Origin of the sequence: Pseudomonas sp. QL9 (genome assembly GCF_041409665.1) — a bacterium.
Classification (GTDB): Bacteria; Pseudomonadota; Gammaproteobacteria; order Pseudomonadales; family Pseudomonadaceae; genus Pseudomonas; species Pseudomonas knackmussii.
This window is the reverse complement of sequence record NZ_CP166971.1, coordinates 1,008,234-1,029,378: the sequence shown is the minus strand read 5'-3', so window position 1 is coordinate 1,029,378 and position 21,145 is coordinate 1,008,234. Positions and strand designations below refer to the sequence as shown.

The following is a 21,145-nucleotide window of genomic DNA, read 5'->3' as shown; positions in this document are numbered from 1 at the left end:
TCGGTGGGCGTCGTGCCTTGCGGGATTCGGGGTCAGGGGTGGGCGCTGCTCCTGTGTGCTTCGAGCAGGACTGCGGCCCATGGCCGATAGCGTAGCTCGAACGAAGCCCGAGGGTGACAGGTACTGCCGATGGTTTCTGGTGCTGCCGGCTCTGCGCGGAAGGGCTGGCCAGGCGCGCTGGTCTGGCGGAAGGCTTCGTCGACCACACCGATGCTGCAGGGCAGGACGCCGGCGTACGCCTGGCGCACGGACGCCGGCAGGCTGCCGGTGCCAGCACCGTCCTGCCACCAGACCTGGATGCCGAGGCCGGCGATGTCCTGCAGCCAGGCGGCATAGACCGTCGGCGCGAGCTTGCCGGTGCTGAAGGCGCTGAGCTGCAGCGGCGCATCCAGCTGGCTGGCGAAGTCCTTGAGCTGGCGTTGCAAGTTCTGCCGGCGGGCGGCGTCGAGGAAGTGCAGGTCGTCCAGCTCCATGGGCATGTACCAGGCCGACAGCGGTAATTGCCAGTCGCGGCGGAGGATGCGCTGTTGGGTCAGCGAGCGGCCCAGCTGGTATTGCCAGTAGCTCTCCAGCCCGGGGCCGTCCAGCTCGCTCAGGCGTTGGTAGTAGGCCGGGTCCATGTACAGGCCGAGCACCAGCTGCAGCCCGGCTGCGTGGGCCTGTTTCAGCGACTGCGCCAGCCAGCCGTGCGGGCCGCCGAAGTCTTCGGTGCCATAGGCGCTCCATTGCACGATCAGCGTGTGTACGCCCTGCTTGGCGGTGGCTTGCCAGAGTTGTCGCCATTGCTCCTGGGAGAGCGAGGCATCGGCGTTCAGCGGCTGGTAGAACAGGCTTTCCTCGGCTCGCACTGCACTGGCGAATGTGCAGAGCAGGGCCAGGACGAACAGGAAGCGGCGCATCAGAAATTCACCTCCACACCGACCAGCCAGCCGTTGGCCTGTTCGTACAGGTTGCCGCCCAGGCCGAGCTGGTACTCGCTGCGCACCGTCACGTGCGCGCGGTAGGCGTTGTAGCGATCCTCGCCGTACCAGTACTGCCAGCGCAGGCCGACGCCGCTGCGCAGGTCCTGGCGCCAGTCGTTGCTCGGGTCTTGCGCGGAGAACTCGCCGAAGCCGTAGGGCATGAGTGTCTGCGGCGTTTGCGTGGGCAGTTTCCAGGCGTGCCCCTGCTGGAAGCGCGAGACCCACTGGTGGTCACCGGCGTGGGTCCACCAGGCGGCATCGAGGTAGAGGAAGCGCTCGTCCCACTGGTCCTCGTCGACGCGCCAGTCGTTGCGGTACTTGCCCTGGTCGAGGAAGGACGCGGTGGCGCGCAGGAGGAAGTCGGTGCTGGTCTGGCCGTCGCGCTCGTGGTCGCGGATGCCTTTGTTGACCTTGTCGGGAGAGAGCAGGTCGTGCAGGTGCAGGCCGTCGAACACGCTCTCGTCCACCGAGTTCTGCTTGTACAGCTCGCTGTAGAGGTTGAGGTTGTAGTCGCCGAACGGCTTGTAGCGCAGGCCGACGCCGGTGGCAACGAAGCGGCCGTAGCGGTCGCGCTCGTCGCCGCCGACCAGGGCGCGGCCGTAGATCGACAGGCTGCTGCCGTTGCGTGTCGGTTCCTCGCCCAGGGCGTGGTCCCAGACGGCCATCTGCACGTTCTGCGCGCGGGCGCGGCGTTGCTGCCCGGTGCTGCCGTCGTCGCGGATGAAGTCGTTGGTCGAAGTGCCGGCCGGCGACCAGGTGCTGGCCAGGGTCAGGTTGTCGCGCTGGGACAGCGTCTGGTGGGCGCGGCGCTGGCGGAAGCGCCGCTCTTCCAGGCTGCCGTAGTCGTCGTCGCCGGCCACCGGGGCCTGTTCCAGGTCGATGACGCGGCGCAGTTCGCTGCGTGCGGCGGCGCTGTCTTCGGCTTCGTCGTAGCGCCAGGCGAGGGTCTCGCCCAGGCGATAGTCCTCGGGATAGTCGCGGGTGGCGCGTTGCAGGTAGGGGATGGCCTGGCGGCGTTCCTCGGGTGTGGCCGCGCCGGCCAGGCGCATGCCGTAGTCGGCGCGATAGCGCGGGTTGTCCGGTTCCCGACGTACCGCCTCCGCCAGCCAGGCGGTGCTCTGCGCGCTGTCGCCAGCGAGTTGAGCAGTGCCGGCGGCGGCGTAGAAATGCGCGGCTTCTGGTTGGTTCTGCAGGGCTTGGCGCTGGCGGGCGAGGGCTTCGCGATAATCCTTGCGGCCGGTCGCGATGGTCGCGCCCAGAGCCCAGTCATCCGCGCCGCGGCGCTTGGCTTGTTGCCAATAGCGCTCGGCAGCGGCGTTGTCCTGCACGGCCAGGGCATCGCGGGCGGCGGTCAGGCGTGCGCTGTCATCCAACTCGGTTTCCGGGACGCTGCGCCAGATGCGCAGGGCGCCGGCCGGGTCCCCAGCGGCGTCCAGCGCATAGGCGAGCGGCAGGCGCGCGCTAGTGTCGCCCTTGGCCAGGGCGGCCTGGTAGTAGACCACCGCGCTGCCCGGCTGGCCGGGCATGGCGCAGCGGCCGAGGGCGCGCAAGTCGCCGGCGGAGGTCGGATTGGCGCCGATCTGGCGCTGCACTATTGCGCAATTGCCGCTCTCGGCCAGGCGGGCGACCAATTGGCCGCGTTGGTCGGCGGGCAGGACGGCGAGCAGCTTCTGCATGCGCGCCAGATCGAGCGGCGCGCCAGGCCGGCTGTAGAGGTCGGCCAGGCGTTGCAGCAGGGGACGCGGCAGGCGCGCGCCGTAGCGGTCGAAGGCCGGTTCGAGCAGCGCCTGGGCGCGGTCCGCCTGGCCATTGCTCAGGGTCAGGTAGCTGGCCTGGTCGAGCGCCGTCAGGTTGCCGCTCTGGCGATAGTAGCGTTCCCACAGGTCGGCGGCCTCGGCACGGCGCCCGCTGGCCTGCAGCAGCTCGGCGCGCTGGCGCAGCACCGTCGGGGTCTGTGGCTGGTTGGCGAGCAGGGCCAGGGCTTCGCGGCTGCGGCCTTCGGCGCGCAGGGTGTCCACCAGGCCCTGGCGGCGCTTGCTGTCCCAGGGTTCGGGCAGGGTCGTCTGGCTCAGCAGGTCGCTCGCGCCGAGGCGCTGGGCCAGGGCCAGCCAGGCCTGTGGATTCTCTTGCGGAGGGCATTGGCGCAGCTGCTGCAGCGCCAGTTGCTGGTCGCGGCTGGAGAGCCAGTCCACGGTTTCCAGGCAGGGGCGTTGCAGTTCATTGCTCAGGCGTTGGGTGAGGGCGACGTCGCCGCTTTGCCGGGCCAGCTCCCAGAGCTGCTCGCGCTGGCGTGGGTCGGCCTGGTCGGCGGCGGGCAGCGACTGTAGCCAACGCTTGGCCAGTGGCTGGTCGCCGACGGCGATGGCGCGTTCAGCCATGGCCTGGCGTGCGCGGCGCTCGGCGGCCGGGTTGGGCGCGCTCAGCAGTAGCTTCTCCAGCGGCGCTTCGTCGAGGCGCTGGGCGTAGGCGTTGGCCAGGCGCTGCCAGTCTTCGGTCGAGAGTTGGCCGCGCTCGGCCAGCGGTGCCAACTGGTCGATGGTGGTATTCCAGTCGCGCAGTTGCTCGGCCCAGTTGGCGCGGGCTTCGCGCAGCACCCGGCCGTCCTTGCCGGGCGGCACGGTGGCGAGCCAGTCCAGCGCCGCGCGGGCGCCCTGGCGTTTGCCGAGGCTGAGGCTGTAGGCCTGCCACAGGCGCACGCGGTCGTTGCCTTCGGCCTGGGTCAGCCAGGCATTGACGGTCGCGGCGGGCGGCGGGTCCTGCTCGATCCAGGCCAGGCGCAGTTCCATCAGCGCACGGCCGTCGGTTTCGGTCTGGGCTTCGCGCTCGGCATCGGCATAGCGGCGCTGCTTGGCCAGCGCCTCGACCAGCAGCACGCGCGCTTCCTGGTTGTTCGGCACGGACTTGAGGAGGTGGCGCATCAAGTGCTCGACCTCGCTCCAGTTGTCCTTGCCGGCCTCGCGGTAGGCGCGATCCATGTACGGATAACTGCGGAATTTCTGGAAGTCGGTCAGCGGCTGGGCCGCGCAGAGCGAAGTTCCCACGGCCAGCAGCAGGGCGCCGAGGAGGGCGCTGTGATGCAGCTTCACAGGGCCTCCTTGGCGAGCAGGTAGGACTCGTGCTGTTCCTCGGCCTGCCGCCGCAAGGCGTCGTCCAGTACCGACCGGTCGATCATGCCGCGCTCCATCAGGTGCTGGCCGAGGGACTGGCGCTCGGGGTCGAAGTCGATCAGCGCCTGGTTGAACAGTGCCGAAGGCAGGATCCCGCGCACCTGGAGGAGATCGCCAAAGAGCACCTGGCGGACGCAGATCCGCTCGAGCAGGGCCTCGTCGTCCTGGTGCTTGTGCGCGACCTCGAGCACGGTGCGCGTTTGCTCGTTCAGCCGGTCGCCGCCGTACCAGTAGCGCAGGCCCAGGGTGACCCGACCCTGGGGGGCGAGGCGCCAAGTCACCGGGCGGCCGAGTTGCCGGCTGATGGCGCCGAGGGATACCTGGCTGACCTGGCGTTCGCTGGCCAGCACCAGCATCTGGTCTTCCTCCGCCACTGGCAGCACTGCGTAGCGCATCGCCAGTCGGCGCGGAAAGGCATGAATGAGCGCAGCGTCGAGCTTGAAGGGATTCAGCGGCGCCCAGGGTTCGTCCAGCTGTTCGGCCAGGGCCTCGACCAGCTGGCGGCTGTCGATCAGGCCGCGCAGCAGCAGTTCATGGCCGAGGCGCCGGCGTATCGGGTTGGTCGCCGCGGCTTCGAGTTGCGCCTCGTCGATCAGCCCCTGGGCTATCAGCTTCTGCCCGAGTGCCATGCGCTTGGGGCTGGCCAGGGCGGGGAACTCGTGGGTGGTCTTGTCCCAGGCCACGCGCCGCGAGTCGCCCATTTCCAGCACCTGGCGCAGGGCGCGCAGGTTGGCGAAGAAGTTGACGAAGTTGCTCCACATCATCCGCGGCGCCGACAGCAGGCCTTCGCCGATGCCGTAGTAGCGGGTGACGAACCAGCCGCGCTGGAACAGTCGGTTGAGCAGCATCAGGCCGTTGAGCCAGAGCAGCGTGCTGAGCAACTGGCTGTCGGCCAGCAGCGAGGGGAAGTGCCAGGCGTTGGGCGCCAGCAGGGTGATCAGCCACATGCTGATCAGCACCAGGAACAGCAGGTTGACCAGGAAGCTGAGCAGGTAGGCGATCAGGCCCCGGCGGTCGCGCCAGAGGAAGTAGTTGAGCATCCCCTTGTCGCTCCAGCCGAGGTTGCGCGTGCCCTGGAAGACGATGCCGGTGATCCACCGCGACTTCTGCCGGATGGCGTGCTCGAGGTTGCGCGGGAAGTGCTCGCGCACGCAGATCACCTGGGCGAAGCGGCGGTTCATGCCGAAGCTGAAGTGGCGCTCCAGGGCCAGCCGCGGATCGCTCACCGAGTAGCGCGCGAAGATGCACTTCATGCCCTTGCGCTTGAGGCGGAAGCCGATGTCGTAGTCCTCGGTGAGGCTCTGCACGTCGAAGGCGATGCCGTCGCCATCCTCCAGCAGCGAGGCGATGGCCTTGCGGCTGAAGCAGGTGCCGACCCCGGCGCTGGGCACCTGGCCGGTGAGCGCCTCGCGGACGATGACGTCCTTGCCGTGGTTCTCGGCGAACTCGTCGACGTAGTGCCCGGCGGTGAAGCCCTTCCATTCGGGGGCGAAGGGATACACCGGGATCTGGATCATGTCCTTGGCCGGCAGCAGGTAGTTGAACAGGCGCAGTTCCAGCGGCGAGATGACGTCCTCGGCGTCGTGCAGGATGAAGCCGGCGAACTGCACGCGGGCGTCAGCCTCGAAGCGCAGGATGGCGTCGATGATGTTGTTCAGGCAGTCGGCCTTGCTGGTCGGCCCTGGGCGCGCGCAGACCACCTTGTGGACGTTGGGGAAGTGCAGGCAGACGGCGTCGACGTCGGCCTGGGTGTCCGGGTCGTTGGGGTAGGTGCCGACGAAGATCTGGTAGTTCTCGTAGTCCAGGGTCGAGGCCGCGAGGCGCGCCATCTCGCCAACCACACCGACCTCGTTCCAGGCCGGCACCATGATCGCCAGCGGCTTCTCCGGGGTGGCGTAGAGGCGCTGCTCGTCGGCCGGCTCGAAGCGGCTGTAGATGCGTAGCCGGCGGATCAGGCGGCGTCCCCAGTAGACGAGATCGATGAACAGGTCATCCAGGCCGAGCAGGAACATCAGGATGGCGAGGACGATGGCCAACCACTTCAGGGCGTACAGCACATAGGCCAGTACGTCGACCAGCAACAGACTCATCAGACCTCACTCGCCTTGTGTTCCTGCAGCCAGGCGATCAGCCGGGCGCCGATGCGCTCGCTGGCGTGCCCGTCTCCATAGGGGCTGTAGACCCGGTTCATATGGGCATAGGCTTCGGCGTCGTCGAGCAGGGTCGAGGTCTCGCCGACGATGCGCTTGGTGTTGGTGCCCACCAGCATCACGGTGCCGCCTTCGAGCACCGAGGGTCGCTCGGTGACCTTGCGCAGCACCAGCAGCGGCTTGCCCAGGGCCGGCGCTTCCTCCTGGATGCCGCCGGAGTCGGTGAGGATCAGGTAGGCGCGGTCCATCAGCCAGACGAAGTGCTGGTAGTCCTGCGGAGCGATCAGGTGGATGTTCGGTTTGTCGGCCAGCAATCCGTAGACCGCCTGCTGCACCTGTGGATTGAGGTGCACCGGATAGACGAACTGCACGTCGGGATAGCGCCGCGCGAGCTCGGCCAGCGCCTCGCAGATGTGCTGGAAGCCCAGGCCGAAGTTCTCCCGCCGGTGGCCGGTGATCAGCACCAGGCGCTTGTCGGCGTCGAGGGCGGCCAGCGGCGAGTCGGCGGCCGGCTGCCACCCGCTTTCGTGCAGGTGGTCGCGCATCCACAGCAGGGCGTCGATCACGGTATTGCCGGTGACCTCGATCTGGTCGATGGAGGTGCCTTCGCGCAGCAGGTTGTCGCGGGCCTTCTTGGTCGGCGGGAAGTGCAGGTCGGCGATCACCCCGGTGAGGCGCCGGTTGGCTTCCTCCGGCCAGGGTTGCTGCAGGTTGCCGGTGCGCAGGCCGGCCTCGACGTGGCCGACCGGGATCTTGCGGTAGAAGGCGGCGAGGGCGGCGATGAAGCTGGTGGTGGTATCGCCGTGGACCAGGACCATGTCCGGGTGCAAGCGCGAGAAGGCGGCGTCGAGCTTGCCGAGCATCTGCTGGGACATGCCGTTGAGGCTCTGGTTCTGGGTCATCACGTCCAGATCCTCGTCGGCCTTCAACTCGAAGGAGTCCAGCACTTGCTGTAGCATCTCGCGGTGCTGGCCGGTGGAGCAGATGTGCAGTTGCAGTTCCGGCATCGTCCGCAATACGCGGGCGAGCGGGGCCATCTTGATGGCTTCCGGGCGGGTGCCGAAGACCATCATCACTTTGTAGGTCATGTCGATTCCATCCGTCAGGCCGGGTCCTTCCGGTCTAGTCGCAGTCGAGTAGGAAAGTTCCGAGGAAATGAAAGTCCCCGCCGCCAGGCCTGTCCAGCGCAAAGCCGGGCACCGATGACGCAGGTCAAATTCATTGACCTTTTATTTCACGGCGAGCATCAGCCAAGTGCTTGAATTCAAAGGATTGACGCCAGGGTGTCGGCGTTTGGGCGGGGTTGCCTTGGATACAGTCGCCACAACACGGAGTGCATGAACGGATGCTGAGCGCCGAACTCAAGGCCTTCTACATGGTCGCCCGCCTGGGCAGCATCACCCAGGCGGCGAAGAAGCTCGGCCTCAGCCAGCCGACGGTGACTACGCAGATCCGCAACCTGGAAAGCCAGTACGCGGTGGAGCTGTTCTACCGTGGCAGCCGTCGCCTGACGCTGACCGAGGAGGGCGTGCGCCTTTTGCCGATGGTCCAGGGGTTGCTGCAGCAGGAGGCGGACATCGAGTTCTACCTGCGCAACTGTGGGCAGATGCAGGGCAGCCTGCGCATCGGTGCCACTTCGCCCTACTACGTGCTGGGTCTGATCAAGGAGTTCCGCCTGCTGTACCCGCAGATCGAGGTGTCGGTGGAGATCGGCAACTCGCAGCAGGTGCTGGAATCCCTCTACGAATGCCGCGTCGACCTGGCCGCCTCGTCGCAGCCGGTGGACGACGCCCGGCTGGTCCACCTGGTGCTCGGTCGCGATCCGCTGGTGCTCGCGGTCCATCGCAGCCACTCGCTGGCAACGCAACGCGCGGTGGCACTCGGCGAGCTGCGCAACCATTGCCTGCTGATGCGCGAACCCGGCTCCACCACCCGCGAGCTGACCGAGAAACTGCTGCGCGAGGCGGGCGTGACGCCGGCGTCGATGCTGGAAATCGGCAGCCGCGAGTCCATCCGCGAAGCGGTGATCCGCAACCTCGGCGTGAGCATCATCGCCCGCCAGGAAGTGCCGGATAACCCGGAGCTGCGCGTGCTGGAGCTGCAAGGCGCGCCGCTGATCACCGAATACCTGTTCTGCCTCAAGGAGCGCCGCCAGGCGCGCCTGACCAGCGCCTTCCTCAGCCTGGCGCGGGAGCGGGCGGAAGGGCTGGAGTAACGCCGAGGCCCGGACCTCGTCTGCGAACGGCGTGTCCCGGATGCGCCGGTATACCGCTGTGCTTCCATTCCCTCTCCCCAACCCTCTCCCGCAAGCGGGAGAGGGGACTGATCGGCGTTTCCCTGTAGGCGCGGAGTCATCCGCGAAATTCCCCGCACCGAGTCCCACCTGTAGGAGCGCGCCATGCGCGCGATTCGCGGCCATGGGCCGCTCCTACAGGTGAGCACCGTGCTGTGCCGTGACGTTCGCCAGCCACGAAAACCCCCGTGCCAGCATCCCAAATCTGCCAATACATCTATTGGCTCAGTTTTCGCCATCGCAACAGTGCGGTCGTATTCCGTCCCTAGCATGACCCCTCATCGAGTCGCGCGGCCCGTCGCCGTCGGCCAGTTCCATGAGGTCCCGCCATGCCCCATTCCCTCTCCACCGGTACCCCGCTGCGGGTGCAGGACATGCACAAGCGCTTCGGCCAGTTCGCCGCCCTCGATGGCGTGTCGCTGGACGTGAAGGGCGGCGAACTGGTCTGCCTGCTCGGCCCCTCGGGCTGCGGCAAGACCACGCTGCTGCGCTGCATCGCCGGGCTGGAGCGGCAGGATGGCGGCGTCATCCACATCGGTTCGCGCGACGTCTCGCGCCTGCCGCCGCAGGCTCGCGACTACGGCATCCTGTTCCAGTCCTATGCGCTGTTCCCGAACCTCACTGTCGAGCAGAACATCGCCTACGGCCTGACCGGCGCGAGCCGCGAAGAGGCGCGTCGCCGCGTTGGCGAGATGCTCGAGCTGGTCGGCCTGGCCGGCAGCGAGAAGAAGTACCCCGGCCAGCTTTCCGGCGGCCAGCAACAGCGCGTGGCCATGGCCCGTGCGCTGGCGCCGTCGCCTTCGCTGCTGCTGCTCGACGAACCGATGTCGGCGCTCGACGCCCGCGTCCGCGAGCACCTGTGCGGCGAGCTGCGCCAGCTGCAGAAGCGCCTGGGCATCACCACCCTGATGGTTACCCACAACCAGGACGAGGCCATGCTGATGGCCGACCGCATCGCCGTGATGAACCACGGCAAGGTCGAGCAGTACGGCACTGCCCAGGAAATCTACAGCGCACCGGCCACGCCCTTCGTCGCCGAGTTCGTCGGCCAGGGCAACTGGCTGCCCTTCGAGCGCGGCGCCGACGGCCATGCGCGGGTTGGCGGGCTGAGCCTGCGCCTGCACGGCGAGCGCGCAGCTATCGCCCACGGGCGGATCTTCTGCCGTCCGGAAGCCATCGGCGTGAACCCCACGGTGCACGAGGAGAACCTGTTCCGCGCCCAGGTGCGCGAGATCACCTTCCTCGGCAACCGCTGCCGCATGAGCTTCGAGCTGCACGAACTGCCCGGCCACGCCCTGCTCGCGGAGCTGGCGCCCGAGCGCATGCCGCACCTGGCCAGCCCGGACATCTGGGTGTCGCTGCCGCCGCACAGCCTGCAGGTGTTCGCTTGAGATGGATGCGGTGATGAAACTCGAGCAGACCCTGGCCGCCGAGCGTGCGCCCAGCGACATCGGCGACCGCCTGTTCATCCTCGGCGGCAAGCTGCTGTTGCTCGCGCTGCTGTCCCTGGCGGTGCTGCTGCCGCTGCTGGCGATCTTCTGGCGTGGCTTCAGCGGCACAGCGCAACAGGGCGCGGGCATTGCAGCCATGGCCGAACTGCTGCGCAGCGCCAACTTCCATTGGCTGCTGGGCAACAGTCTCAAGGTCTCGCTGAGCGTGGCCACCATCGTGGTGCCGACTGCCTATGTCTTCGCCTACGCGCTGCAGCGCACGCTGATCCCGGCCAAGGGCCTGTGGCGGGGGATTTCCCTGCTGCCGCTGCTGGCGCCGTCGATGCTCCCGGGCATCGCGCTGATCTACCTGTTCGGCAACCAGGGCCTGCTGCGTTCTTGGGTGCCGGACAACATCTATGGCTTCTGGGGCATCGTCCTCGGCGAGGCCATCTACACCTTCCCGCATGCGCTGATGATCCTGCTCTCGGCGCTGTCGCTGGCCGATGCGCGGCTGTTCGACGCCGCCTCGAGCATGGGCGCCAGCCCCTGGAAGGCCTTCCGCAGCATCACCTGGCCGGCTTCGCGGCAGGGCGTGTTCGCTGCCTTCTGCCTGGTCTTCACCCTGACCATCACCGACTTCGGCGTGCCCGTGGTGGTCGGTGGCGACTACCAGGTACTGGCCCTGGAAGCCTATAAGGCGGTGGTTGGCCAACAGCAGTTCGGCCGCGGCGCGCAGATCGGCATGCTCCTGCTGCTGCCGGCGATCTTCAGCTTCGCCGTGGACGCCTGGCTGCGTCGCCGCCAGGGCGACTCGATGAGCGGCCGCGCCCAGGTCTACCAGCCCAAGCCCTCGACCGGTCGCGACCTGGCCTACCTCGGCGTGGTGCTGGCGGTCAGCGCGGTGATCCTGGCGGTGCTGGGCATGGCCGTGTACTCCTCGCTGGTGAAGTTCTGGCCGTACAACCTGTCGCTGTCGCTCAAGCACTACGCCTTCGAGGAAACCGCCGGCGGCGGCTGGCTGGCCTACCGCAACAGCCTGACCCTGGCGACCTGCACCGCGCTGTTCGGCGGCGCGCTGATCTTCACCGGCGCCTACCTGCTGGAGAAGACCCGTGAGCAGGCCTGGCTGAACCAGCTGCTGCGCATGCTCTGCTTCGTGCCCATGGCGGTGCCGGGCCTCGTGCTGGGGCTGGGCTACGTGTTCTTCTTCAACCTGCCGGGCAACCCGCTGCACATCTTCTACGGCAGCATGACCCTGCTGGTGGTCTGCACCATCGCCCACTACCTGACTACCGCGCAGATGACCGCGACCACCGCGCTGCGCCAGCTCGACGGCGAGTTCGAGGCCGCCGCGCTGTCGCTGAAGATGCCGCTGTGGCGCCACTACCTGAAGGTGACCCTGCCGATCTGCCTGCCGGCGCTGCTGGACATCGTCCGCTACCTGTTCGTCGCGGCCATGACCACGGTTTCGGCGGCGATCTTCCTCTACAGCCCGGACAGCATCCTCGCCGCGGTGGCGGTGCTGAACATGGACGACTCCGGCAACGTCGGCGGCGCCGCCGCCATGTCCACCCTGATCCTGCTTACTTCGGCCGCCGCCTCGCTGCTGCTGGCCCTGGCCTCGCGCGGCCTGTTGCGCCGCTCGCAGGCCTGGCGCCAGCCCGGCCACTGATTTCCCTGTTGTTGCACTGACCGTCGTCCCTGCGAAAGCACCCGTTGTCCCCGCGAACGCACCCGTCATCCCCGCGAACGCGGGGACCCAGTAAATAAAAGGAGCGCACCATGTTCAAACGTCTCGCCCTCGCCACTGCCGTACTCGCCGGTATCAGCCTGCACGCCAGCGCCGCCACCGAACTGACCGTCTACACCGCGCTCGAGCCGGAACAACTGACCGCCTACAAGCAGGCCTTCGAGAAGCAGAACCCGGACGTCGAGATCAAGTGGGTGCGCGACTCCACCGGCATCGTCACCGCCAAGCTGCTGGCCGAGAAGGATCGCCCGCAGGCCGACGCGGTCTGGGGCCTGGCCGCTTCCAGCCTGGCGATCCTCGACCAGCAGGGCATGCTCGACAAATACGCGCCCAAGACCCTCGTCGCCATCGGCCCGAACTACCGCGACCCGGCCAACCCGCCGGCGTGGGTGGGCATGGACGTGTGGGCCGCGACCATCTGCTTCAACACCGCCGAGGCCGAGAAACAGGGCCTGCCCAAGCCGACCAGTTGGCAGGACCTGACCAAGCCGGAATACAAGGGCAAGATCGTCATGCCGAACCCGGCTTCCTCGGGCACCGGCTTCCTCGACGTCTCCGCCTGGCTGCAGACCTTCGGCGAGAAGAACGGCTGGGGCTACATGGACAAGCTGCACGAGAACATCGGCCAGTACGTCCACTCCGGTTCCAAGCCGTGCAAGCTGGCCGCCGCCGGCGAGTTCCCGATCGGCATCTCCTTCGAGTACCCGGCCATCCAGCTCAAGCGCCAGGGCGCGCCGCTGGACATCATCCTGCCGAAGGAAGGCCTGGGCTGGGAGATCGAGGCCACCGGCATCATCAAGGGCACCCCGCACCTGGACGCGGCGAAGAAACTCGCCGACTTCTCCGCCAGCCCCGCGGCCATGGACCTGTACAAGGAAAACTTCGCCGTGCTGGCCCAGCCGGGCATCGCCAAGCCGCAGGCCGAGCTGCCGGCGGACTACGAGCAGCACCTGATCAAGAACGACTTCGCCTGGGCCTCGAAGAACCGCGACAACATCCTCAACGAATGGCGCAAGCGCTACGACGGCAAGTCGGAGAAGGTCGCCCAGCAGTAACCCCGCGTTCGCCCATGACCGGCCCCTCGCCGACGGCGGGGGGATTTGTCGGCAGGACGGTGCGCTAGCGCCGTCCACCCCTCGCCAGCGGCGGGCGGGCCGGTCCGGGCCTTTTTCGCCTGCAAGGATTTCCCGCCATGAATCACCCGCACAGCGACGTCGCCATCGTCGGCGCCGGCATCCTCGGTCTTTCCCATGCCTACGCCGCGGCCCGTCGCGGCTTGCGTGTTTCCGTCTTCGAGCGCAGCGCCACGCCGCTGGGCGCCTCGGTGCGCAACTTCGGCCAGGCGCTGGTCGGTGGCCAGCCGCCGGGCCCGATGCTGGAATTGGCGCGGGCCAGTCGGCCGCTCTGGGCGGAGTGGGCCGAGCGCGCCGGCTTCTCCATCCGCCGCAACGGCTCGCTGCTGTTCGCCCGCACCGAGGCCGAGGAAGCGCTGCTGGAAGCCTTCATCGCCGGTCGCGCGAAGACCCACGGCTATCGCGCCGAACTGCTGCGCGGCGCCTCGCTGGACGAGCTCTATGACGGCGCCTTCAGCAAGCACCGCGCGGCCCTGCACAGCCTCGACGACCAGCAGCTGTATTCCCGCGAGGCGCTGCCCGCGCTGATCGACTGGCTGCGTCGCGAGCACGACGTGCAGTTCCATTTCTCCACGCTGGTTCGCGACATCGAACCGGGCGTGTTGCGCACCACTGCCGGCGAATTCCGCGCCGGGCACATCGTGGTTTGCTCGGGCCACGACTACCAGACGCTGCTGGCCGAGCAGATGGCCGTGCTCAAGCCTCAGGTCTGCCGCCTGCAGATGCTGCGCGCCCGCGCCGAGCGCGACATCGGCCTGGGCCACGCGGTACTCACCGGCCTGAGCTGCGTGCATTACGGCGCCTTCGCCGAGCTGCCGGAGGCCGAGGCCATTCGCCAGCAGATCCTGCGCGAGGCGCCGGAACTGGACACCTACGGCATCCACCTGCTGATCAGTCCGACGCCGCACGGCGAGCTGATCATCGGCGATTCCCACGATTATGGCAGCGATGCCTCGCCGTTCAACGCCGAAGCGGTGGACCGCCTGATGCTCGAACTGGCCGAGGACACCCTGGGCATGCGCGTCGAGGTGCTCGAACGCTGGCAGGGCGTGTACGGCGCGCGCGGTCCGGCGCCGTTCTCGCAGCTGGCGATCGAGCCGGGGATCAGCGCGGTGCTGATGCACACCGGCGTCGGCATGAGCGTGGGCCCGGCGCTGGGCGAACGGACCATCGCCGGGCTGTTCGGCTGAGGCCGCTGTCATCGCCCTGTCACCGGACCGTCATGCCGATCTGTTAAGCAGGAAGGCCGCCGGCCCGGCCCAGGGCGATGCCACTTTCAGCGAGCGCGAATGAACCAACGCTTTGCCCAGGACCCCTGGGATTCCGACCTGTTCGGGTTGCTCTACGGTTACCGCTTCCGCCCCGGCGAGCGCGGCCAGGAGCTGGACTCCAATGCCGCGCTGCGCTGGCTGGCGGCGCCGGGGGAGGGCGAGGAATTCGTCTGGTTGCACCTGAACCTCGCCCATGTCGCCTGCGAGCGCTGGATGAAGTCGCACCTTGACCTGCCGGATACCTTTTTCGAAACCCTGCGCGAAGGCTCGCGCTCGACACGCATCGAGCACGTCGACGGGGCGCTGCTCGCGGTAGTCAACGACGTGGTGTTCAACTTTGGCAGCGTCTCGTCGGACGTGGCGACACTCTGGGTCTGCGCGCGTAGCCGTCTGCTGATCACCGCGCGCATGCAGCCGCTGCGCTCGGTGGATCGCCTGCGTTCCTCGGTGCGCCATGGCGAAAGCTTCGGCTCGCCGGTGGAGCTGCTTGTGCATCTGCTGCGCGACCAGGGCGACATCCTTACCCAGATCGTCCGCGAGACCACCGTCGGCGTGGACAACATCGAGGACCGCCTGCTGTCGCAGAACCTCTCCGACAACCGCGCCGACCTCGGCGCCATGCGTCGCGTACTGGTGCGCCTGCAGCGCCTGCTGGCGTTGGAGCCGAGCTCCCTGCTGCGTCTGCTGAACCGACCGCCACGCTGGCTGAAGGAGGCTGACGTACTCGACCTGCGCGAGGCCACCGAGGAGTTCTCCCTGGTGATCAACGACCTCACCGCGCTGGGCGAGCGCATCAAGCTGCTGCAGGAAGAGATCGCCGCGCAGATCAACGAGCAGAGCAACCGCACCCTGTTCACCCTCACCGTGGTCACGGTGCTGGCGCTGCCGATCAACATAGTCGCCGGCTTCTTCGGCATGAACGTCGGCGGCGTCCCGCTGGCCAGCGATCCGCACGGTTTCTGGGTGCTGGTGATGCTGGTGGCGAGCTTCACCCTGCTGGCCTGGCGCTGGGCCTTCCGCAAGCGCGACGACGCCTGACCGGCGCTCGGTCCGTCACCGGCCTGACATCGGGTTCTACTAGGCTGAAAGTAAGAAATTTCCTACTTGCGAGGTGCCGCCATGACCTTGATCGATGAAAGCCTGATGCACCGCATCCACAGCGAATTGCTCGACCAGAGCGACGAAGAGCTGGAGCTGGAGCTGCTGGAAGACATGCGCAGCCTCGACGCGCTGTTCGATGAGCACATTCCCGACGACGATGAGGAAAAGAACGCCCGGCGCCGCTACTTCCGCGAGCTGTTCCGCCTGCAGGGCGAGTTGGTGAAGCTGCAGAGCTGGGTGGTGAAGAGCGGGCACAAGGTGGTGATTCTTTTCGAAGGCCGCGACGCCGCCGGCAAGGGGGGGGTGATCAAGCGCATCACCCAGCGCCTCAACCCGCGCGTGTGCCGGGTCGCCGCGCTGCCGGCGCCGAACGACCGCGAACAGACCCAGTGGTACTTCCAGCGCTACGTCTCGCACCTGCCGGCGGCGGGGGAGATCGTGCTGTTCGACCGCAGCTGGTACAACCGCGCCGGGGTCGAGCGGGTGATGGGCTTTTGCAGCGACGAGCAGTACGAGGAGTTCTTCCGCAGCGTGCCGGAGTTCGAGCGCATGCTCGCGCGTTCGGGCATCCAGCTGATCAAGTACTGGTTCTCGATCAGCGACGACGAGCAGCACCTGCGCTTCCTCAGCCGCATCCACGACCCGCTCAAGCAGTGGAAGCTCAGCCCCATGGACCTGGAGTCGCGGCGGCGCTGGGAGGCCTACACCAAGGCCAAGGAAATCATGCTCGAACGCACCCACATCCCCGAGGCGCGCTGGTGGGTGGTGCAGGCCGACGACAAGAAGCGCGCACGGCTCAACTGCATCCATCACCTGCTCGGGCAGATTCCCTACGAGGACATCGAGCATCCGGCGGTGCAGCTGCCGGCACGGCAGCGCAACAAGGACTACGTGCGCATCCCGACGCCGAAGCAAATGATGGTGCCGGAGGTTTATTGATTGCGGTCCGCGCCCGTCGATTACTGGCACGGTGCTTTTCGTAGGAGCGAGCTTGCTCGCGAACAGGCCTGCGACGGCGTGGCCGGTAAGAGGTTCGCGAGCAAGCTCGCTCCTACATTTAGAGGCGTCCGGATCAGCCGTGGTAATGGCGATTAGCGCGGTGTAGCGGCGTACAACCGCGAACGGTTGTACGCCCTACGCCAACTCCCGGGACATGAATTGTCACACTCGCCGCGCATGCTGGCGCGGTCATCTCCCGCAAGCAGGACTGCCGCATGACTACCGATTCCCTGGCCAGCGACGCCGTTGCCACCGCCGGCCGGCCTCACCTCGACGGCAAACCCGGCCGGCTCACCGCCCTGGTGTTCTACGCGCTGCTCGCCACCGGCCTGCTGTTCTCCGCCTGGAGCCTGATCCAGGACGTCGACGACGTCGCCAGCGCGGTCACCACCTGGACGCCTTTCCTGTTGCTCGGCGTGGCCTTGCTGATCGCCCTGGGCTTCGAGTTCGTCAACGGTTTCCACGACACCGCCAACGCGGTGGCCACGGTCATCTATACGCATTCGCTGCCGCCGCACTTCGCAGTGGTCTGGTCCGGCTGCTTCAACTTCCTCGGCGTGCTGCTCTCCAGCGGCGCGGTGGCCTTCGGCATCATCGCCTTGCTGCCGGTGGAGCTGATCCTGCAGGTCGGTTCCTCGGCGGGCTTCGCCATGGTCTTCGCCCTGCTGATCGCCGCGATCCTTTGGAACCTGGGCACCTGGTGGCTCGGCCTGCCGGCGTCGTCCTCGCACACCCTGATCGGCTCGATCATCGGTGTCGGCGTGGCCAACGCCCTGATGCACGGTCGTGACGGCACCGCCGGTGTGGATTGGGCGCAGGCGACCAAGGTCGGCTATTCGCTGCTGCTCTCGCCGCTGATCGGCTTCGTCTTCTCGGCCCTGCTGTTGCTGGTGCTGCGCCTGCTGGTGAAGAACCGTGCGCTGTACAAGGCGCCGAAGACCAAGACGCCGCCGCCATGGTGGATCCGCAGCCTGCTGGTGCTGACCTGCACCGGGGTGTCCTTCGCCCACGGCTCCAACGACGGGCAGAAGGGCATGGGCCTGATCATGCTGATCCTGATCGGCACAGTGCCCATGGCCTATGCGCTGAACCGCACCATCCCGGCGGACCAGACCACCCAGTTCGTGGTCCTCGCCGAGGCCACCCAGCAGTCGCTGCAGCGCAGCGCGCCCGGAGCCGCGCCGGCCGACCCGCGGCCGGTGCTGTCCGACTACATCCGTACCCACCAGGTGACTTCCGCGCTGCTGCCCTCGCTGGCCAGCCTGACCGGCAGCATCGGCAGCGAGGTGAAGAACTACGGCAGCCTGGCGCGAGTGCCGGCCGAGGCGATGGCCAACGTGCGCAATGACATGTACCTCGCCTCCGAGGCGATCCGCCTGATCGACAAGGACAAGGTCGGCAACTTCGACGCCGACACCCAAGAGCGCCTGCTGGCCTTCAAGGGCAAGATCGACGACGCCACACGCTTCATCCCGCTGTGGGTGAAGGTCGCCGTGGCCATCGCCCTGGGCATGGGCACCATGGTCGGCTGGAAGCGCATCGTGGTGACGGTCGGCGAGAAGATCGGCAAGACCCACCTGACCTATGCCCAGGGTGCCTCGGCGGAAGTGGTGGCGATGCTGACCATTGGCGCGGCGGACATGTACGGCCTGCCGGTGTCGACTACCCACGTGCTGTCCTCGGGCGTGGCCGGGACCATGGCGGCGAATGGCTCCGGCCTGCAGATGCGCACCCTGCGCAACTTGCTGATGGCCTGGGTGCTGACCCTGCCGGCGGCGATGGTGCTGTCCGCCTCGTTGTACTGGCTGTTCACCCGGCTGTTCTGACGGCCGTCCGGTATAGAAACGCCGCCCTTTGGGGCGGCGTTTTCGTTTGGGTTCGCGAGCCCGCTCGCTCCTACGAAGTGCGAGTGTTTGTCTGTAGGTGCGCGCGCACCCGCAAGGCAGAATCTCCCCTTTTGGGTGCTTGATATATCGAACGAGCGGTGCGTATTTTGTACAGGTCGCACGTCCTGTGCGACGCGTACTACAAGGATAAGAAGTCATGACTAGCGAAGGACGCAGCCCGCTCGCCGAGCGCCTGGCTGGAGTCGAAGAGATCGAATGCGTCACCCCCGACCTCAACGGGGTGCCGCGCGGCAAAGTGATGACCGGCGAGGGCTTCCTCTCCGGGCGGCGCCTGCAACTGGCCCGTGGCGTTTTGCTGCAGTGCATCATGGGCGGCTACCCGCCGGCGCGCTTCTACGGCAGCGACGACGGCGACCTGGCGCTGGTCGCCGAGCCGACCCAGGTACACCGCCTGCCCTGGAGCGACAGCCCGCGAGCCCTGGCGATCTGCGATGCGGTGGAACTCGACGGCAAACCGTCCGGGCTGTCCAGCCGCGGCCTGCTCAAGCAGATGGTGGCGCGCTACGCCGCCCACGGCTGGAAGCCGGTCGTCGCCACCGAGCTGGAGTTCTTCGTCTTCGCCCCCAACCCCGATCCGCACGAGCCGTTCCAGCCGCCGCTGGGGCTCGATGGTCGGCGCGAGATGGGCCACTCGGCGTTCAGCGTGTCGTCCAACAACGGCCTGCGCCCGTTCTTCGAGGATGTCTATCGCTGCATGGCTGCGGTGGGCCTCGAGCGCGACACCTTCATGCACGAGATGGGCACCAGCCAGTTCGAGATCAACTTCCTGCATGGCGACCCGGTGCTGCTGGCCGACCAGACCTTCCTGTTCAAGCACCTGCTCAAGGAAGTGGCGCTCAAGCACGGGCTGATCGTGGTGTGCATGGCCAAGCCGCTGGCGCACACGCCGGGCAGTTCCATGCACATCCACCAGAGCGTGGTGGATGGGGAAGGGCGCAATATCTTCAGCGACGCCAATGGCGAAGCCACGCCGGCCTTCCGTCACTTCATCGGTGGCCAGCAGGCCTGCCTGGCCGACTTCACCCTGCTGTTCGCGCCCAACGTGAACTCCTTCCAGCGCCTCTGCCATCCCTACGCCTCGCCGAACAACGCCTGCTGGTCGCACGACAACCGTGCCGCCGGCCTGCGCATCCCGGCCAGCCCGCCGGTGGCGCGGCGCGTGGAGAACCGCCTGCCGGGCGCCGACGCCAACCCTTACCTGGCCATTGCCGCGAGCCTCGCTGCCGGCCTGCACGGCATCGAGAACGAGCTGGAGCCCAGCGCGCCCATCCAGGGCGAGTTCCAGGTGCCCGACGAGCTGCTGCTGCCGTGCACCATGTACGACGCCTTGCAGCGCCTCAAACGCAGCGAACTGGCCCGGAAAGTGTTCGGTGCCGAGTTCGTCGACGGCTATGCGGCGACCAAGGAAATGGAGCTGCTGAGCTTCTTCGACGAAATCACGCCGTGGGAGCGTCGGGTCCTGGCCGCCCAGGCCTGATCCAGCAATCGCGGCGGCAAGGGCTTGCCGCCGTTTTACCCGGCGACGACAGCTTCTGCTGCGTCGCCGTCAATGGACTCGACTCGCCGGTCACCAGGCTCTAGATTGGTAGCCCAACGCCCGCCTCGCCGCGGGCGCTTTTGTGCAGTAGGGCGGCCACTTGCCCGCCCTTGATGGACCCGGAGGTCTGATGCGGATTTTCACTGCCTTCCGTGCGCTTTATTTCGCCACTATCGCCTTGCTCACCGGCTCCGGCCTGCTGAGTACCTACCTCGGATTACGCCTGGCGGCGGAGAAGGTCGACGGCCTCTGGATCGGCGCCATGATGGCGGCCTACTACGCCGGCCTCGTGCTCGGCGGCAAGATCGGCCACCGGCTGATCGCCCGGGTCGGGCACATCCGCGCCTACGGCGGTTGCGGCGGCCTGGTGGTTGCAGCCGTGCTGGGCATCGGCCTGACCCACTGGCCGGAGGGCTGGCTGGTCCTGCGCATGCTCATCGGCATGGGCATGATGTGCCAGTACATGGTCATCGAGAGCTGGCTCAACGAGCAGGCCGAAGCCCGTCAGCGCGGCGCGGTATTCGCCGGCTACATGGTCGCTTCCTACCTGGGCCTGGTGGCCGGCCAGCTGATCCTGGTGCTGCACCCGGGGCTGGGCCCGGACATGCCGATGATGATCGCGCTGTCCTTCGCCCTGTCGCTGATCCCGGTGTCGATCACCCACAAGGTCCACCCGGCGCCCATGCGCCCGGCGCCGCTTGAGCCGCGCTTCTTCCTCAAGCGGGTGCCGCAGTCGCTGACCACGGTGCTGGTTTCCGGGTTGGTGATCGGTTCCTTCTACGGCCTGGCGCCGCTGTACGCCACCGACCAGGGCCTGAGCGTCGAGCAGATCGGCGTCTTCATGGGCGTGTGCATTTTCGCCGGCCTCTTGGTGCAGTGGCCGCTGGGCTGGCTTTCGGATCGTTACGACCGCGCCATGCTCATCCGCAATGCCGCGATCCTGCTGCTGATCTCCGCATTGCCGCTGGCGATTCTGCCGTCCTGGCCGATGGAGGCGATGCTGCCGATGGGCTTCGTCGTCTGCCTGGTGCAGTTCACCCTGTATCCGCTGGCGGTGGCTTTCTCCAACGACCACGTCGAGGGCGAGCGGCGGGTTTCGCTGACCGCCATGCTGCTGGTCACCTTCGGCGTCGGCGCTTGTATCGGCCCGCTGGTGGCCGGTGCGCTGATGCGCGAGTTCGGGCCGAACATGCTCTATGCCTTCGCTGCGGCCTGCGCCTGCATCCTGATCCTGCGCGTACATCCGGAGAAGGTCAGCGGCCTGCACCGGGTCGACGAGGCGCCGGTCAAGCACGTGCCGACGCCGGACAGCCTGGCCAGCTCGCCGCTGTCGGCGGCGCTCGACCCGCGCGTCTCCAACGCGGCGGTGGCCGAGCAGATGAAGCCGACCGAAGCCAAGGCGCCGATGCCGGAAGCCGAAGAGGAAAGTCGCCCGGGCTAGG

At 67.5% G+C, this 21,145-nt stretch carries 14 protein-coding genes; 10 read left to right on the top strand and 4 right to left on the bottom strand.

Annotated features, from left to right (window positions below):
* Window positions 1–32 precede the first annotated feature (32 nt).
* The 4 genes from ACA097_RS04810 to wecB are packed head-to-tail and all read right to left on the bottom strand — an operon-like array spanning window position 33 to window position 7,367.
* The gene (locus tag ACA097_RS04810; RefSeq protein ID WP_371368827.1) at window positions 33–899 is read right to left on the bottom strand and encodes a DUF4434 family protein; all 867 of its coding nucleotides are present in this window, start codon (window positions 897–899) and stop codon (window positions 33–35) included.
* Complete coding sequence (locus ACA097_RS04805) at window positions 899–4,048, bottom strand: phage receptor (RefSeq protein ID WP_371368825.1); 3,150 nt, start codon at window positions 4,046–4,048, stop codon at window positions 899–901. The genes ACA097_RS04810 and ACA097_RS04805 overlap by 1 nt, the downstream gene beginning before the upstream one ends.
* A complete protein-coding gene (gene nrfB, locus ACA097_RS04800) occupies window positions 4,045–6,219 on the bottom strand; it encodes a cyclic di-3',5'-guanylate-activated glycosyltransferase NrfB (protein ID WP_371368823.1) in 2,175 nt (724 codons plus the stop codon). The genes ACA097_RS04805 and nrfB overlap by 4 nt, the downstream gene beginning before the upstream one ends.
* Complete coding sequence (gene wecB / locus ACA097_RS04795; RefSeq protein WP_371368821.1) at window positions 6,219–7,367, bottom strand: non-hydrolyzing UDP-N-acetylglucosamine 2-epimerase; 1,149 nt, start codon at window positions 7,365–7,367, stop codon at window positions 6,219–6,221. Before wecB ends, nrfB begins: the two co-directional genes overlap by 1 nt.
* Window positions 7,368–7,624: 257 nt before the next feature.
* On the opposite strand from wecB, the gene ACA097_RS04790 reads away from it, so the two are divergent.
* From ACA097_RS04790 to ACA097_RS04745, 10 genes are all read left to right on the top strand, one after another.
* The gene (locus ACA097_RS04790) at window positions 7,625–8,494 is read left to right on the top strand and encodes a LysR substrate-binding domain-containing protein (protein ID WP_371368819.1); all 870 of its coding nucleotides are present in this window, start codon (window positions 7,625–7,627) and stop codon (window positions 8,492–8,494) included.
* A gap of 407 nt (window positions 8,495–8,901) precedes the next feature.
* A complete protein-coding gene (locus ACA097_RS04785; protein WP_371368817.1) occupies window positions 8,902–9,963 on the top strand; it encodes a putative 2-aminoethylphosphonate ABC transporter ATP-binding protein in 1,062 nt (353 codons plus the stop codon).
* A 1-nt stretch (window position 9,964) separates the two neighbouring features.
* The gene (locus ACA097_RS04780; RefSeq protein WP_371368815.1) at window positions 9,965–11,677 is read left to right on the top strand and encodes a putative 2-aminoethylphosphonate ABC transporter permease subunit; all 1,713 of its coding nucleotides are present in this window, start codon (window positions 9,965–9,967) and stop codon (window positions 11,675–11,677) included.
* Window positions 11,678–11,787: 110 nt separating this feature from the next.
* Window positions 11,788–12,810, top strand: coding sequence for a putative 2-aminoethylphosphonate ABC transporter substrate-binding protein (locus ACA097_RS04775; RefSeq protein WP_371368813.1), 1,023 nt, complete (start codon window positions 11,788–11,790; stop codon window positions 12,808–12,810).
* Window positions 12,811–12,947: 137 nt separating this feature from the next.
* Complete coding sequence (locus tag ACA097_RS04770; RefSeq protein WP_371368811.1) at window positions 12,948–14,078, top strand: TIGR03364 family FAD-dependent oxidoreductase; 1,131 nt, start codon at window positions 12,948–12,950, stop codon at window positions 14,076–14,078.
* A 99-nt stretch (window positions 14,079–14,177) separates the two neighbouring features.
* Window positions 14,178–15,197 carry a transporter gene (locus ACA097_RS04765; protein WP_160286227.1) on the top strand — a complete coding sequence of 340 codons (1,020 nt, stop codon included), beginning with the start codon at window positions 14,178–14,180 and terminating at the stop codon, window positions 15,195–15,197.
* A gap of 105 nt (window positions 15,198–15,302) precedes the next feature.
* Window positions 15,303–16,199, top strand: a complete 897-nt coding sequence (gene ppk2 / locus ACA097_RS04760; protein ID WP_371370481.1) for a polyphosphate kinase 2 — start codon at window positions 15,303–15,305, stop codon at window positions 16,197–16,199.
* A gap of 275 nt (window positions 16,200–16,474) precedes the next feature.
* Window positions 16,475–18,085 (top strand): inorganic phosphate transporter, encoded by a 1,611-nt coding sequence (locus ACA097_RS04755; protein ID WP_371368808.1) that lies wholly within the window; start codon window positions 16,475–16,477, stop codon window positions 18,083–18,085.
* Between the two features lie 319 nt (window positions 18,086–18,404).
* The gene (locus ACA097_RS04750) at window positions 18,405–19,643 is read left to right on the top strand and encodes a glutamine synthetase family protein (RefSeq protein WP_167333389.1); all 1,239 of its coding nucleotides are present in this window, start codon (window positions 18,405–18,407) and stop codon (window positions 19,641–19,643) included.
* Between the two features lie 187 nt (window positions 19,644–19,830).
* The gene (locus tag ACA097_RS04745; RefSeq protein ID WP_043257047.1) at window positions 19,831–21,144 is read left to right on the top strand and encodes an MFS transporter; all 1,314 of its coding nucleotides are present in this window, start codon (window positions 19,831–19,833) and stop codon (window positions 21,142–21,144) included.
* Window position 21,145 lies beyond the last annotated feature (1 nt).

Coding starts and splice junctions, on each gene's coding strand:
- ACA097_RS04810 (WP_371368827.1), bottom strand. CDS start 899: ATGCGCCGCTTCCTGTTCGTCCTGGCCCTGCTCTGCACATTCGCCAGT.
- nrfB (WP_371368823.1), bottom strand. CDS start 6,219: ATGAGTCTGTTGCTGGTCGACGTACTGGCCTATGTGCTGTACGCCCTG.
- wecB (WP_371368821.1), bottom strand. CDS start 7,367: ATGACCTACAAAGTGATGATGGTCTTCGGCACCCGCCCGGAAGCCATC.
- ACA097_RS04790 (WP_371368819.1), top strand. CDS start 7,625: ATGCTGAGCGCCGAACTCAAGGCCTTCTACATGGTCGCCCGCCTGGGC.
- ACA097_RS04785 (WP_371368817.1), top strand. CDS start 8,902: ATGCCCCATTCCCTCTCCACCGGTACCCCGCTGCGGGTGCAGGACATG.
- ACA097_RS04780 (WP_371368815.1), top strand. CDS start 9,965: ATGGATGCGGTGATGAAACTCGAGCAGACCCTGGCCGCCGAGCGTGCG.
- ACA097_RS04775 (WP_371368813.1), top strand. CDS start 11,788: ATGTTCAAACGTCTCGCCCTCGCCACTGCCGTACTCGCCGGTATCAGC.
- ACA097_RS04770 (WP_371368811.1), top strand. CDS start 12,948: ATGAATCACCCGCACAGCGACGTCGCCATCGTCGGCGCCGGCATCCTC.
- ACA097_RS04765 (WP_160286227.1), top strand. CDS start 14,178: ATGAACCAACGCTTTGCCCAGGACCCCTGGGATTCCGACCTGTTCGGG.
- ppk2 (WP_371370481.1), top strand. CDS start 15,303: ATGCACCGCATCCACAGCGAATTGCTCGACCAGAGCGACGAAGAGCTG.
- ACA097_RS04755 (WP_371368808.1), top strand. CDS start 16,475: ATGACTACCGATTCCCTGGCCAGCGACGCCGTTGCCACCGCCGGCCGG.
- ACA097_RS04750 (WP_167333389.1), top strand. CDS start 18,405: ATGACCGGCGAGGGCTTCCTCTCCGGGCGGCGCCTGCAACTGGCCCGT.